General features: G+C 74.0%; 15 protein-coding genes. 5 read left to right on the plus strand and 10 right to left on the minus strand.

The features are described from left to right. Positions 1-30: 30 nt before the first annotated feature. Positions 31-234 carry a DUF1918 domain-containing protein gene (locus AMK10_RS29530; RefSeq protein ID WP_073751494.1) on the minus strand — a complete coding sequence of 68 codons (204 nt, stop codon included), beginning with the start codon at positions 232-234 and terminating at the stop codon, positions 31-33. 42 nt (positions 235-276) lie between these two features. Beyond that, positions 277-1,311, minus strand: coding sequence for a DMT family transporter (locus AMK10_RS29535; protein ID WP_079180913.1), 1,035 nt, complete (start codon positions 1,309-1,311; stop codon positions 277-279). Here AMK10_RS29535 and AMK10_RS29540 point away from each other — a divergent pair. From AMK10_RS29540 to AMK10_RS29555, 4 genes are all read left to right on the plus strand, one after another. Beyond that, entirely contained in the window at positions 1,310-2,761 is a 1,452-nt protein-coding gene (locus tag AMK10_RS29540) for an aminotransferase-like domain-containing protein (protein ID WP_198959815.1), read from the plus strand. The two genes, AMK10_RS29535 and AMK10_RS29540, sit on opposite strands and share 2 nt — an antisense overlap. After that, positions 2,758-3,195 carry a GNAT family N-acetyltransferase gene (locus AMK10_RS29545; RefSeq protein WP_073751498.1) on the plus strand — a complete coding sequence of 146 codons (438 nt, stop codon included), beginning with the start codon at positions 2,758-2,760 and terminating at the stop codon, positions 3,193-3,195. The genes AMK10_RS29540 and AMK10_RS29545 overlap by 4 nt, the downstream gene beginning before the upstream one ends. Positions 3,196-3,267: 72 nt before the next feature. Next, on the plus strand, positions 3,268-3,843 hold the full coding sequence (locus AMK10_RS29550) for a histidine phosphatase family protein (protein ID WP_073751500.1): 576 nt from the start codon (positions 3,268-3,270) through the stop codon (positions 3,841-3,843). 94 nt (positions 3,844-3,937) lie between these two features. Continuing rightward, positions 3,938-5,098, plus strand: a complete 1,161-nt coding sequence (locus tag AMK10_RS29555; RefSeq protein WP_073751502.1) for a serine hydrolase domain-containing protein — start codon at positions 3,938-3,940, stop codon at positions 5,096-5,098. Here the strand turns inward: AMK10_RS29555 and AMK10_RS29560 are convergent. The 6 genes from AMK10_RS29560 to AMK10_RS29580 all read right to left on the minus strand — a co-directional run bounded on the left by AMK10_RS29560 (position 5,092) and on the right by AMK10_RS29580 (position 10,249). Then, positions 5,092-5,760 (minus strand): response regulator, encoded by a 669-nt coding sequence (locus AMK10_RS29560; protein ID WP_073751504.1) that lies wholly within the window; start codon positions 5,758-5,760, stop codon positions 5,092-5,094. The two genes, AMK10_RS29555 and AMK10_RS29560, sit on opposite strands and share 7 nt — an antisense overlap. Beyond that, positions 5,757-7,037 (minus strand): sensor histidine kinase, encoded by a 1,281-nt coding sequence (locus AMK10_RS29565; protein WP_073751506.1) that lies wholly within the window; start codon positions 7,035-7,037, stop codon positions 5,757-5,759. Before AMK10_RS29565 ends, AMK10_RS29560 begins: the two co-directional genes overlap by 4 nt. Before the next feature lie 10 nt (positions 7,038-7,047). Beyond that, complete coding sequence (locus tag AMK10_RS29570; RefSeq protein ID WP_073752009.1) at positions 7,048-8,238, minus strand: acyltransferase family protein; 1,191 nt, start codon at positions 8,236-8,238, stop codon at positions 7,048-7,050. Continuing rightward, positions 8,231-9,190, minus strand: coding sequence for an alpha/beta hydrolase (locus AMK10_RS29575; RefSeq protein ID WP_073751508.1), 960 nt, complete (start codon positions 9,188-9,190; stop codon positions 8,231-8,233). The genes AMK10_RS29570 and AMK10_RS29575 overlap by 8 nt, the downstream gene beginning before the upstream one ends. A gap of 140 nt (positions 9,191-9,330) precedes the next feature. Continuing rightward, positions 9,331-9,462 carry a hypothetical protein gene (locus AMK10_RS38555; RefSeq protein WP_274535362.1) on the minus strand — a complete coding sequence of 44 codons (132 nt, stop codon included), beginning with the start codon at positions 9,460-9,462 and terminating at the stop codon, positions 9,331-9,333. Between the two features lie 10 nt (positions 9,463-9,472). Beyond that, complete coding sequence (locus AMK10_RS29580) at positions 9,473-10,249, minus strand: LysR family substrate-binding domain-containing protein (protein ID WP_073751510.1); 777 nt, start codon at positions 10,247-10,249, stop codon at positions 9,473-9,475. 58 nt (positions 10,250-10,307) lie between these two features. Between AMK10_RS29580 and AMK10_RS29585 the strand changes: the two genes are divergently transcribed. Beyond that, positions 10,308-10,706: a DUF5997 family protein gene (locus tag AMK10_RS29585; protein WP_198959816.1), complete on the plus strand. Its 399-nt coding sequence runs from the start codon at positions 10,308-10,310 to the stop codon at positions 10,704-10,706. A gap of 183 nt (positions 10,707-10,889) precedes the next feature. On the opposite strand, the gene AMK10_RS29590 is transcribed toward AMK10_RS29585, so the two are convergent. After that, complete coding sequence (locus AMK10_RS29590) at positions 10,890-11,528, minus strand: SRPBCC family protein (protein WP_073751514.1); 639 nt, start codon at positions 11,526-11,528, stop codon at positions 10,890-10,892. Between the two features lie 342 nt (positions 11,529-11,870). Continuing rightward, positions 11,871-12,869 carry a type I glyceraldehyde-3-phosphate dehydrogenase gene (gap, locus tag AMK10_RS29595; protein ID WP_073751516.1) on the minus strand — a complete coding sequence of 333 codons (999 nt, stop codon included), beginning with the start codon at positions 12,867-12,869 and terminating at the stop codon, positions 11,871-11,873. Positions 12,870-12,970: the final 101 nt, after the last annotated feature.

Raw genomic sequence — 12,970 nt, forward strand, 5'->3', positions numbered from 1 at the left:
AACCACTCGTGCCCCCGGCGCACGCGCGCTCTACCGCTTCCGGTCCTCGGGGGCGGCGTGCTGGACGACGCTGTCGGGGCCCGGGGACCTGATCGATTCATGACCGTCCTCGAAGCGCAGGCGGTACGGGGGACCGCCCTGGTCGCCGAGCACTTCGATGATCTCTGCGACCCGGTCGTGCTGTCCCACGGTCCTGCCGTGCGTCAGCAGCCGGTCGCCCGCGTGTGCCTCCATCGGGAGTGACCTCCTCACGGGTGGCGGTCCATGTGGACAAGTCTATGACCGGATGCGCTCACCGTCCTTCGGCGCGGCGGGCCCCGTCTCCCGGGCGGCCTTCGCGCTGCCCGGCCGGCGGACCCCGGAAGTGCCCGTCCGCCGGGCCCCGGCACGGCCCGCCCGCTGGGTGACGGCGATGCAGACCAGGACGGCCACCGCGGCCACCGGGGCCGCGGCCGACACCTCCTCGCCGAGCGCCAGGAACGACCAGACCAGCGTGAGCAAGGGCTGTGCCAGCTGGAGCTGGCTGGCCCGGGGGACGCCGATCTGCGCCATGCCCCGGTACCAGACGTACAGGCCGAGGAAGGTCGACCCGGCGGCCACCCAGACCAGCCCGACGACCCCGCGCACCGTGAGGTGCACCGGCTCGAACGGCAGGGCCGCGGCGGCGCCGGCCGCCGCGAGCGGCAGAGCGAGGATCAGCGCCCAGCCGATCACCTGCCAGCCGGGCATCACCCGGGCCAGCCTGCCGCCCTCCGTGTAGCCGGCCGCGCAGACCAGCAGCGCGCCGAAGAGGTACAGATCGCCGCCCGAGAGGGTCCCGCCGCTCTGCTGGACCGTGAAGACGATCACCACGGCCGCCCCGGCGAGGGCCGCCGCCCAGAAGGCGCGGGGCGGGCGCGAACCGGTGCGCAGCGCCGAGAAGAGGGCGGTCGTCAGCGGCAGCAGACCCACCACCACGGCCGCGTGCGAGCTCGTGGAGGTCTGCAGGGCCAGCGTGGTCAGCAGGGGGAAGCCCACCACCACACCGCCCGCGACGACCGCGAGGCCGGCCCAGTGGCGGCGCTCGGGCGGTGCGACCCGGCCCACGAGCAGGGCGCACCCCGCGATCAGCGCCGCGAGCAGGCTGCGCAGCGCGACCAGGGACCAGGGTCCGAAGCTGTCGAGGCCCCACACCGTCGAAGGGAAGGTCAGCGAGAAGGCGACGACGCCGAGTCCGGCGAGCAGGACACCGCCCGAGGGCTGGTCGCGCACCGCCGGGCCGGGGTCCACCGCTATCGTCGTCCGGCCGGTAGCGCTATTCTGTGCTGTCATGCACGAGCGTAGCAGTGTGGCAGAGCTGGTGAGTTCCCTTCGGAGTGAGCTCAACCGCTACTCACCTGGTGGAAAGCTGCCGTCCAGCCGGGCCCTCGTCGAGCGCTACAGGGTCAGCCCCGTGACCGTCTCCCGGGCCATCGCGCAGCTCGCCGCCGAAGGCCTCGTCGTCACCCGCCCCGGCTCCGGCGCCTTCCGCGCCGAGGCGCGCGCCGCGCTCCCCGCCCCCGGTGACACCTCCTGGCAGGAGGTGTCCCTCAGCGGTGACAGCGGACCCGAGGTCGTCCCGCGCACCGTCGACGCGTCGGGGGTCCTCGTCACCCTCGCCGCACCGCCGCCCGGAGTGATCGAGTTCAACGGGGGCTACCTCCACCCAGGCCTCCAGCCCGAGCGGGCCCTGGCCGACGCCCTGGCCCGGGCCGGACGCCGGCCGGGCGCGTGGGGCAGGCCGCCCACCGACGGGCTGGCCGAACTGCGCTCCTGGTTCGCCCGGGAGATCGGTCCCTCCGTCACCGGGGCCGACGTCCTGGTCACCGCCGGAGGGCAGAGCGCCCTGGCCACCGCGCTGCGGGCGCTCGCCCCGCCCGGTGCTCCCGTCCTCGTCGAATCGCCCACCTATCCGGGCATGCTGGCCGCCGCCCGCGCCACCGGGCTGCGGCCGGTCCCGGTACCGGTGGACGCCGACGGGGTGCGGCCCGACCTGCTCGAAGCCGCGTTTCGCGCCACCGGGGCCAGGGTCTTCGTCTGCCAGCCGCTCTTCCAGAACCCGACGGGCGCGGTTCTCGCCCCGGAGCGGCGCGAACGGATCGTGCGGGCCGCCCGCGAGGCCGGAGCCTTCGTCGTCGAGGACGACTTCGCCCGCCATCTCGTCCACGCGGACGCCGGCCCCCTGCCCGAGCCCTTGGTGGCGCACGACCCGGACGGTGTCGTCGTCCATGTGCGCTCGCTCACCAAGATCACCTCGCCCAGTCTCCGGGTCGGCGCCCTGGCCGCCCGCGGCCCCGTGCTGGAACGGCTGCGCGCCATCCAGGTCGTCGACAGCTTCTTCGTGCCGCGCCCGATCCAGGAGGCCGCGCTCGAACTCGTCGGCTCTCCTTCCTGGGAGCGCCATCTCCGCACCGTGGCAGCCGAACTCGCCGCGCGCCGCACCGCGATGACGGCCGCCGTCCGCAGCGAGCTGCCCGAACTCGCCCTGCCGCACGTGCCGTCGGGTGGCGGCAGCATCTGGCTCCGGTTGCCGGGCCCGGTGGCCGGAGAGCCCGCCCTGGTCTCCGCCGCCCTGCGGGCCGGCGTCGCCGTGGCTCCCGGCAGCCCGTACCACTGCGCCGAACCCCCCGCCGGACACATCAGGCTGAGCTTCGCGGCGGTGTCCGGTCCCGCCGAGATCGCCGAGGGCGTGCGCAGGCTGCGTGCCGCCTGCGACGAGCGGGGGGTAGCCTCCCCGTCATGACGGTCGACGACACGCCCGAGCGGCGTCACGAGATCTCCAGCGACCCCGCCCGCCTCGACGCGGCCCGCATCCACCACTGGCTCTCCACGGACGCGTACTGGGCCCTCGGCCGCACCCGCGCGTACCAGGACCGTGCCATCGCGGGCTCGCTCAACTTCGGTGCGTACGACGTCGTGACGGGCGAACAGGCCGCCTACGCCAGGGTGGTCACCGACCACGCCTCCTTCGCGTGGCTCTGCGACGTGTACGTCGACCGGGAGGCCCGGGGCAGCGGCCTCGGGACCCGGATCGTCACCGCCGTCCGTGACCACCTGGAGCCGCTGGGAGTGCGCCGGATACTCCTCGCGACGAACGACGCCCACGGGGTCTACGCGAAGGCGGGGTTCGAGCCGCTCGCCGAACCGGACATGTGGATGGCCCTCAAGCTCGGCTGACCCGGAGGGCGTTCGCACAGACGGCCCGTCCCCCTCTTGACCGGTGCGGCGCCGGGCCCCACGATCGCGCCCATGAGTGTTCGGGTGTCCCTGGTCGCCGCAGCGCGCAGCTCCGCCCTCCTCGCCGAGCGTTTCGACGACGACCGGCCGCTCGACCACGCCGGCTGGCGTGAGGTCCAGCTCGCCGCCCACACCCTGGTGCGGCTCGGCGCCGCGGAGCTGCGCTACTGCTCGCCGACCCCGCGCAGCCGCGCCACGGGCGACGCCCTGGGCTTCGCCCCGCTCGTCCAGCTCGCACTGCGCGACTGCGACATGGGCCGCTGGAGGGGGCTGACCCTCTCGGAGGTCGCCGCCCGTGAACCGGCCGCGGTGGATGCCTGGCTCGCCGACCCGCGCTCCGCCCCGCACGGCGGGGAATCCCTGCTCGCCTTCATATCCAGGGTGGGGAGCTGGCTCGACACCCGGCCGGTCCAGGAGGGCGCCCTCGTCGCCGTCGCCGAACCCGCGGTCGTGCGCGCGGTCCTGGTGTACGCCCTCAAGGCCCCGCCGTCGACGTACTGGAACGTCGACGTCCGCCCGCTCTCCGCCGTGACGATCACCGGACTCCCGGGGCGCTGGAGCGTCAGCTTCGAGGCGCTCCCCCGCTGACCGGGTCACCCGGTCGAAGGAACGGGCCGTACAGCGCCTTCCCGCCAGTCCGACCAGTCGGTATGGTGCGTGCCACCGAGACGAGGAGAGACCTGTGCCGCAGATCCATGGCCACTGTGACGACCGGTTCGCGGCGGTACGCGACGCGTTCGAGGCGAACTTCGCCGAGCGCGACGAACTGGGCGCCGCGGTCACCGTCCTGCTCGACGGCGCCCCCGTGGTGGACCTCTGGGGCGGCTGGGCCGACGGGGAGCGGACCCGCCCGTGGGAGCGGGACACCGTGGTCAACGTCTGGTCCACGACGAAGGGCCCGACCGCGCTCTGCGCCCACGTCCTCGTCGACCGCGGCCTCCTGGACCTGGACGCCCCCGTCTCCGCGTACTGGCCCGAATTCGCCGCCGCGGGCAAGGAATCCGTCCGCGTACGCCATCTGCTCTCGCACCGCTCCGGGGTCGCGGGCCTGCGCGATCCGCACACCCTCGCCGAGCTCTACGACTGGGAGCTGACCACGGCGCGCCTCGCGGCCACCGAGCCCTGGTGGGAGCCGGGTACCCGCTCCGGCTACCACGCCATCTCGTACGGCTTCCTCGTCGGCGAGGTCGTCCGCCGGATCACCGGTCTGCTGCCCGGGGAGTTCCTGCGGCAGGAGATCACCGGACCGCTCGGCATCGACTTCACCGTCGGCTTCCCCGAGAAGGAGGCAGGCCGGGTCGCCGAACTCGTCCAGCCCAAGGACGTCTCCCGCGAACAGGCCGCCCTCTTCGCCACGATGGAGCCGGTGGCCATCGCCTCCCTGCTCAACCCCGGCACCGGCACCGCCGCCGCCAACACCCCCGAGTGGCGTGCCGCCGAGATCCCCGCCGCCAACGGCCACGGAACGGCCCGCGGGGTCGCCGCCCTCTACGGCATCCTCGCCGGACGCGGCAGCCTCGACGGCAGGCGCGTCCTCTCCGAGGAGGCGGCCGAGCGGGTCCGCGAGGGCCAGGGCAGCTGCCGCGACCTGGTGCTCGGAGCCGGCTTCGCCCACGAGACCGAGCTGGGCCTCGGCCTCTGGCTGAGCGGCCCCAACGCCAGCTACGGCCCGAACCCGCGTGCCGTGGGCCATGACGGTGCGGGCGGCTCCTGCGGCCTCGCCGACCCGGAGGCCGGGATCGCGCTCGGTTACGTCATGAACCGCATGGGCCCCCACATCGCCGACGACCCGCGCAAGATGGCGCTGGTCGACGCGGTGTACGGAGCGCTCCCGGCTCAGTAGCCCGACGGCCGGACCAGCCCCGACTCGTACGCGAACACGGCGGCCTGGGTCCGGTCGCGCAGGCCCAGCTTGACCAGGATCCGGCTCACATGGGTCTTCACCGTCTGTTCCGCGACGATCAGCCGGGCCGCGATCTCGGCGTTCGACAGGCCCTGCGCGATCAGGGACAGCACCTCGGTCTCCCGCTCCGTCAGGTCGCCGACGCGCTCCTTCCGGGGAGCGCGCGGCCCGGTGCTCACCCGCGAGAACTCGGCGATCAGACGCTTGGTGATGTTCGGGGCGAGCAGTGCGTCCCCGGCCGCCACCACCCGCACCGCCTGGGCGAGTTCGTCGGCCGATGCGTCCTTCAGCAGAAAGCCGGAGGCGCCCGCGCGCAGCGCCTCGTACACGTACTCGTCGAGGTCGAAGGTGGTCAGGACGAGGACGCGGACGGCCGCGCCAGGTGTCCCGGTGATGCGGCGCGTGGCGTCGATACCGCCGAGGCGTGGCATCCGTATGTCCATCAGGACGACATCGGGGGCGAGTTCGTCCGCCTTCTCGACGGCCTCCACACCGTCCACCGCCTGGCCGACGACCTCGATGCCCTCCTCGGCGTTCAGCAGCACCGTGAACCCCTGGCGGACCATCATCTGGTCGTCGGCGATCAGCACGCGGATGGTCATGAAGGTTCCTCCAGGGGAAGCGTCGCCACTACTTCGTAACCCCCGCCGGGGGTGGGGCCGTGGGTGAGGTCGCCGCCCAGCATGGCGGTGCGTTCGCGCATGCCGAGCAGCCCGTGCCCGACGCCGTCCATCGGCCGGCCCGGCGCCTCCGGGGCCGTGTTGGTGACCCGGACCGTCACGGCCGAGGAGTGGTAACCGACCTCCACCCGGGCGCCGGCCCCCGGAGCGTGCCGCAGCACATTGCTCAGCGCCTCCTGCACGATCCGGAACGCCGACAGCTCCACGCCCGGTGGGAGCGGGCGCCGTCTGCCCGTCGTCCTCGTCGCGACGGAGACGCCCGCGCTCCGCACCTTGCCGACCAGCTCGTCCAGCCGGTCCAGGGTGGGCTGCGGGGCGTGCCGGCCCCCGTCCGCCGGCGCGTCCTCCGAGCGCAGCACACCGAGCACCCGGCGCAGTTCGACCAGCGCCTCCACGGCGCTCTCCCGTATGCCGGCGAGGTTCTCCCTGAGCTCGGCCGACGGATTCTCGACGAGGTGCGGGGCCACCTGCGCCTGGATGGAGATCACCGACATGTGGTGGGCCACCACGTCGTGCAGCTCGCGCGCGATCCGGTTGCGCTCCTCCAGGAGGGTGCGCCGGGCGCGTTCCTCCTCCGTCAGTTCCGACTGCTCGACCAGCTGGCCGCGGGCGACCCTGAGGGCGCGCAGTGCCGCGCCGATCACCACGGCCGTGATCACGACCAGTGCGCCGACGTCCAGGGAGTAGTTGTGGGCCCTGGTGGTGAATCCGCTGGAGACCAGCCCCGCCAGCAGGCTCAGCGTCAGCGCGAGGACCGCCCTGCGCGGCTGGACCCGCAGGGTCAGGAGGAACAGCGCACCGCTCTGCAGCGCGATCTCGGCACCCGTCCACGGGAACATCTCGCCGGGCGTCATCGCGGACTCCGCGATCCGGACGCTGACGACCATCAGGACCAGCGAGGCCCACCAGGCGTACAGGGGCTGCCACATGCCCGCCAGGAGCGCGAGCGACTGGCACACGACGAGGAGCACCGCGTACTCGGGCACGCCCGCACCGTTCCGGACCAGGTCGGGCACGTGCCACAGGGCGACCGCCGTGACCCCCAGCGTGAGCAGCATCCCGAACGCGGGCCGCCACACCGGGGCACCGGGCGCGCCCATGGGCGGCACCGGATCGACGGGCGAGGTCCACAGATCCTCGCGCAGCCTGCGCGGCAGCCCGCGCAACGCCGCTGTGATCCGCCCCCCGGCCCCGGTCATACCGCTCAGCTTAGACACCGCGCGCCTCCCTCACCCGGTCGGGGGAACCGGACCGTACGACGGTCGAACTCCCGCCGCTCCGCTGCTCGTACGCCCCGAACGCCGCCCGGCACAGCAGCAGCGCCAGTGCGAACACCGGCAGCCAGGCGAGCCTGGCGAGCACCCAGCCGGGGCCGTCGGGGACCGTGTGCAGACCGGGCAGCGGCCCGCCGCTCAGGAACAGCGCGGTCGACGTGACCGCGATCATCGCGGTCTGGTGCCACAGGAACACCGTCATCGCGGACAGATTCAGCAGAGCCACCGCCGCCCAGACCGCCGGCCGCGCGAGGACCCGCCGCAGCGGCCCGAGCAGCAGCAGGGCCGCACCGCACTGGGCGAGGCCGAAGGTTACGGCCGCGAGCGACGGCGGGTCGAGGTTGGAGAGAGTCCCGCCCGGCACCCCGACCATGGAGGCGGGGTACCCGGCGAACAGCACCAGCCCGGCCGTCGCCCCGGCACCCCCGAGCAGCAGTACCCATCCGGTCCGGCGGTCGCCCAGCCCGCCCCGGGCCCACGCCGCCCCCAGACAGTAGGGGACCAGCCAGCCCGCGGCCACGTTGATCCAGCCCAGGGAGGCGGGGCCACCGCCCCCCAGCCTCAACAGGTCGACGTACAGGACGACGGCCAGCGGCCACAGCGGGTGCAGTCGCGCGACCAGCGGGGTCGCCGCCGTCAGCGCGGCGAACACCAGGAGGAACCACAGCGGCGACCACACCAGCTTGCCGAGCGCGCGCACCGACGCCCCGTCCACCCCCGAGGCCAGCATCACGGCAGCGGCCACGGCCCATACGGCCGTGACGACGGCGACCGGGCGGAACAGCCTGGCCATCCGCGCCCCGAGCCAGTGACCGTAGGACTCGCCCCTGGCCCGGGCCGAGGCGTAGCCCTTCGCGCCCACCTGACCGCCCACCAGGAAGAAGACCGCGAGCGTCTGGAACACCCAGGAGACCGGGGTGAGTCCGGGCATGTACCGGAGCGGACTCGCGCCGTGGACCGTGCCGCTGTCGGCGACCAGCGCCGTCACCAGCCAGTGGCCGCACACCACCCCCAGGATGGCGACGGCCCGCAGGGCGTCGACCGCGCGGTCGCGGTCCGGGGGAGTGGCCGCGTCGATCCGCCGGGCGAGGGAACGCAGCTCCGTGCGCCGCACGAGGTCACGCATGACGGGCACCCGCCGTCCCCGCGACGATCGAGGCGATGCCGCGCAGCGCCACGCTCCCCGGTCTCAGATAGTCGCTGTGCGCGGCGTCGCCCGCGTCGAAGACCTCCGCGCCGAACTCCGGCGCCACCGGGTCCGTCCCGAACCCGACGGTGCCGAACGGCAGCGTCAGGACCGTGTGCGGGACCCGGCCGATCCAGTCCTCCCCACCCCGGCCCGCCCAGACCGTGGCCCGGGTGCCGAGGGAGGCCGCGGCCTTCGCGCCGGTGCCGGGACTGCCGTACAGGACGATGTCCGCCACCTCGAGCCCGGACGCGGCCCGGGCGCAGACCACGGAACCGTAGGAGTGGCAGAGGAGGGAGACCCGGGCGGCGGGCCTGACCCGGCGCACCTCCCGTACGAAGGTCCGCAGACCGGGAGCCGCCCCTTCGGCACGTGCCGCCGTCAGGGAGGAGGGGCCCAGCGCGGTGGGTGTCCGGTAGCCGAGCCAGGCGACGACGGCGGTCCCGGGGCCCAGTTCACCGAGGAGCGCCTCGGCGCCACGCCGTAAACGGATGTAGTGGTCGAGGTCCACACCCGCTCCCGGCACCATTACGGCGATCCGTCCGGCCCGCGACAGGTCCCCGAAGACCTCCACCCCGCGGCCGCCGTCGCGCCCGTCGAACATCAGGAAGGCGCGCCCCGGAGCCGCCATGGCCGTGAGCGCGGCGGCCCGACGCCGGTCGCCGTGGCGGGCGGCCATGTTCCGCGCCGCGCGGATCTCCTGCCGGGCGGTGGTGTACCTGGCCTGAAGTGCCGGGGGCTCTGCCGTGTCCAGCGGCGCGAGGCGCGCGGGGACGGGTGCGGGAACGGCGGCCGGGCGGGCCGCCCCCGACACCGGCAGCGCCACGGACGCGGTGACGAGCGCGGCGAGCAGGGCGCGGGCCGGGCGGCCGGCGCGTGGGCGGGACACCATGGGTGGTCCTTCCGTACCGGGGTTCGAGCTGAATCCGGTACCGAAGGTAGGGAGCGACCCGTGTGGCCGGCGTCCCGCCAGGGAGTGCACCTCGCGCGTAGCTCCGGAGTATGACGGGTAGCCCGTCGGCCGGCGAGGTCTCAGCGGCCCTGCGCGAAGACCGGGTTCGAGCGGAACCGCGGGGCGTCCCGCGGACGCTCCGGGCCGTCGGCGAGCGGCTCGGCCTCGTCCGTGCCCGTGCGGCGCACCCGGGCGTGGAGGCCGCCCTCCACGGCACGCCGCCTACCGGCGGGGCTTGCCGCGCTTGCCGCCGCCCTTGGCGTTCTTGGCACCGCCCGAGCCGCCCCGGGGGTTCCGCCCCGCCGCGGGCTTGCGCGGGGCGCCGCCCTTCTTGTCGCCGGCCTTCGCCGTCCTGGCCCTGGCGGCCTTGGGCTGCGGCGGTGTCGGGGGACGTCCCCGGGTGCTGTTGACCGTCCGGCCCCGGACGATCCCGATGAACTCCTCGACGAGGTCGGTCGTCTTCTCCTCCGGCCACGAGAGCGCGATCCGCGACTCGGGGACACCCGTCAGCGTGCGATAGGTGAGGTCCTTGCGGTGGTACAGGCGCGCCAGCGACTGCGGTACGACGAGCAGACCGATGCCCGCGGCCACCAGTTCCACCGCGTCCTCGGTCGTGGCGGGCCGTTCGAACGCGGGCCGGCCCGGCGGGCGCTCCCAGTCGAGGGTGTCGTCGAGGGGATGCAGCACGATCTCCTCGGCGAGGTCCTCGGCCGACATCTCCTCGACGGCCGTCCCCTCATGATCCTTGGGGATGACGACCACGGTCGTCTCCGTGTAGAGGGGGATCGCGCTGAGGTCCGTACGGTCGACGGGCAGCCGCACGAAACCGGCGTCGGCGCCGCCGTCACGCAGCAGACCGGCGGCCTCCGCGGCGGGGACGCCCACGAGGGTCAGCGGTGTACCGGGCAGTCGCTCGTTCCAGATCCGCACCCACTTGGTCGGGGTCACGCCCGGGACGTAGGCGAGCCGGAACGCAGGGGGTTCTTCCGAGCCTGTCACTCCGCCAGGTTACCGGCCGTGGTCGGAGGGGGCGCACATGCTCGATACCCTGGACACCATGACGTCGCACCAGACCACCCAGACGATGAAGCCCGCCACCGCGGCGAAGAAGCTGGGTGTGTACCTCGAAGCCACCCCCGCCGAGTTCCAGGAGGGCGTCGTCTCGCGCGCCGAGCTGAACGCGCTGCAGTCCGACCCGCCCCAGTGGCTGCAGGACCTGCGCCGCAACGGCCCGCACCCCCGGCCCGTGGTCGCGTCGAAGCTGGGCGTCTCCATCGCCGGGCTCGCGCGCGGCGGTGTCACCGAGCCGCTCACGACCGAGCAGATCGACGCGCTGAAGCAGGACGACCCGGAGTGGCTGCAGAAGGAGCGCGCCACCCAGGCCGAGGTCCGCAAGGAAGCGGCACGCATCAAGGAGCGCAACGCGGCACGCGCCGAGCAGGCCGACCGCGACTGACCTGCCCTCGGCGGTCCGACCTTCCTTCCGGCGGCACCCGGTTCGTCGTGGCCGTCCGCCGGAAGGACGCGTCGCGGCGGTCGGGCGAACGGGCCGCACCCTCGCCGGACACGCTTCCGCCTTCTCCGGCCGGACCGGTCGCTCCCCGGGACCGGTCCGGTCACTGCCCGGCGACCGGTCCGGTCACTCCCCGGTGTAGAAGGCGATCGTCGCCACCGTCGTCGCGGTCACGGTCTCCGGGTCCGCGCCGGATGCGGCGAACGCACGGCCCCATTCCTCGCCCGAGCGAGCCACGAAGGCCCTCGCCTCGGGCGAGGTCTGCCACTCCACGGCGTCCTGAGGGCTGAGCCCGCCGCCCGTCAGGTGCCATCCGAGTCCCAGCAGGGCCAGGTCCCAGCCGACCCCGGCCGCGCCCGGACCGTACTGGCTGCGGAACTCCTCCGGGATCACGGCGACGTGCTCCAGCTCCAGCACCGTCCGGTCGTCGCCCTCCGCCGCGAGGCGTACCTCGACCTCGCTGAAGCCCGGAGCGGAGCCGGGTTCGATCAGCCAGGACACGCGCAGCCGCTCCCCGGGCAGGCATTCGAGGATCTCGCCGCCCGCGTTGTCCTCCAGCTGGTAGCGCCCGCCCACCCGGAACTCCCCGGTCACCGGCAGGAACCACCGGGCGATCCGCTCCGGAGAGGTCACGGCGTCCCAGACATCGGCGACACCCTTGTCGAAGGTGCGCCGCAGCAGCACCGAGCCCGCCTCCTCCGAGGCCACCCGGCAGGTGCCGACCTCACGGTGCACCCGGCCGATCTCGTCGGTGATCTCACTCATGGCCGCTCGCTCTCCTTCTGCGTGTCCGCGCACGCGCGTACCCCGTCGGCCATGTAACCGAAGTTCCGCCCGGCCCGCCTCACGGGGCGCGTACGGCCCCCTCGGCTTCGGCCTCGGGCACGCCCATCTGCCGGCCCTCGACGGCAACCCGGGCTTCGAGGCCACGGCCGACATGAGTACGCACCCGCCCAGGTGGACGGGTGCGTACGCGCCGACGACCTCCGGTCCACCGGCTGGCGCCGTGGCGACTTCCGGTCCACCGGGACGCCGCGGACGATCTCCGGTCCACCGGCTGACGCCGGAACCGAGACGGAAGCCGGAGCCCGCCGTCCCGGCCCCCGGTCAGCCGTTGGCCAGAAGCTGGAGCGTGTCGATCACGCGGTTCGAGAAGCCCCACTCGTTGTCGTACCAGGCGACGACCTTGACGTGGCGGCCGTCGACACGCGTGAGGGCCGAGTCGAAGATCGACGAAGCCGGATTGCCCGTGATGTCGGACGACACGAGCGCGTCCTCCGAGTATTCGAGGACCCCGGCGAGCGGGCCCTGTGCCGCGGCGCGGTACGCCTCCAGCACGTCCTCGCGCGTCACGTCGCGGGCGACGGTCGTGTTGAGCTCGACGATCGAGCCGACCGGAACCGGAACCCGGATCGAGTCGCCCGACAGCCTGCCGTCGAGGTTCGGCAGCACGAGGCCGATCGCCTTCGCGGCGCCCGTGGTGGTCGGCACGATGTTGACGCCGGCGGCACGGGCGCGGCGGGCGTCGCGGTGCGGGCCGTCCTGGAGGTTCTGCTCCTGCGTGTAGGCGTGCACAGTCGTCATGAAGCCGTGCTCGATGCCGGCGAGGTCGTCGAGCACGGCGGCGAGCGGCGCGAGGGCGTTCGTCGTGCACGAGGCGTTGGAGACGATCGTGTGGAGGGCCGGGTCGTACGCGCCGGTGTTGACGCCGAACGCGAGCGTGACATCGGCGCCGTCCGCGGGTGCGCTGATCAGCACCTTCTTCGCGCCCGCGTCGATGTGGGCGCCCGCGGCCCTGGCCGACGTGAAGCGGCCGGTCGCCTCGAGCACGATGTCGACGCCGAGCTCGGCCCACGGCAGCTGTGCCGGTTCACGCTCGGCGAGCACGGTGATGCGGCGGCCGTCCACGACGAGGGTGTCCCCGTCGACGCTCACCGGGCGGCCGAGCCGGCCCGCCGTCGAGTCGAAGGCGAGCAGCCGCGCGAGGGCGGCGGGCTCCGTGAGGTCGTTGACGGCGACGACCTCCAGGTCGCTGTCGCGTTCGAGCAGGGCGCGCAGCACGTTGCGTCCGATGCGGCCGAATCCGTTGATGGCGATGCGAGTCATGAGTGGTGTCCCTTCTGGTTCGCCACCAGGTTCGCGCGCCGCCCGGGCCGGTGACAGCGGCGTGATCGCCACGGTCCGAAAGGATCGCGCCAGGCGCGGAC

Origin of the sequence: Streptomyces sp. CB02058 (assembly GCF_001905505.1) — a bacterium.
Classification (GTDB): domain Bacteria; phylum Actinomycetota; class Actinomycetes; order Streptomycetales; family Streptomycetaceae; genus Streptomyces.

Coding starts and splice junctions, on each gene's coding strand:
- AMK10_RS29530 (WP_073751494.1), bottom strand. CDS start 234: ATGGAGGCACACGCGGGCGACCGGCTGCTGACGCACGGCAGGACCGTG.
- AMK10_RS29540 (WP_198959815.1), top strand. CDS start 1,310: ATGCACGAGCGTAGCAGTGTGGCAGAGCTGGTGAGTTCCCTTCGGAGT.
- AMK10_RS29535 (WP_079180913.1), bottom strand. CDS start 1,311: ATGACAGCACAGAATAGCGCTACCGGCCGGACGACGATAGCGGTGGAC.
- AMK10_RS29545 (WP_073751498.1), top strand. CDS start 2,758: ATGACGGTCGACGACACGCCCGAGCGGCGTCACGAGATCTCCAGCGAC.
- AMK10_RS29550 (WP_073751500.1), top strand. CDS start 3,268: ATGAGTGTTCGGGTGTCCCTGGTCGCCGCAGCGCGCAGCTCCGCCCTC.
- AMK10_RS29560 (WP_073751504.1), bottom strand. CDS start 5,760: ATGACCATCCGCGTGCTGATCGCCGACGACCAGATGATGGTCCGCCAG.
- AMK10_RS29565 (WP_073751506.1), bottom strand. CDS start 7,037: ATGACCGGGGCCGGGGGGCGGATCACAGCGGCGTTGCGCGGGCTGCCG.
- AMK10_RS29570 (WP_073752009.1), bottom strand. CDS start 8,238: ATGCGTGACCTCGTGCGGCGCACGGAGCTGCGTTCCCTCGCCCGGCGG.
- AMK10_RS29575 (WP_073751508.1), bottom strand. CDS start 9,190: ATGGTGTCCCGCCCACGCGCCGGCCGCCCGGCCCGCGCCCTGCTCGCC.
- AMK10_RS29585 (WP_198959816.1), top strand. CDS start 10,308: ATGACGTCGCACCAGACCACCCAGACGATGAAGCCCGCCACCGCGGCG.
- AMK10_RS29590 (WP_073751514.1), bottom strand. CDS start 11,528: ATGAGTGAGATCACCGACGAGATCGGCCGGGTGCACCGTGAGGTCGGC.
- gap (WP_073751516.1), bottom strand. CDS start 12,869: ATGACTCGCATCGCCATCAACGGATTCGGCCGCATCGGACGCAACGTG.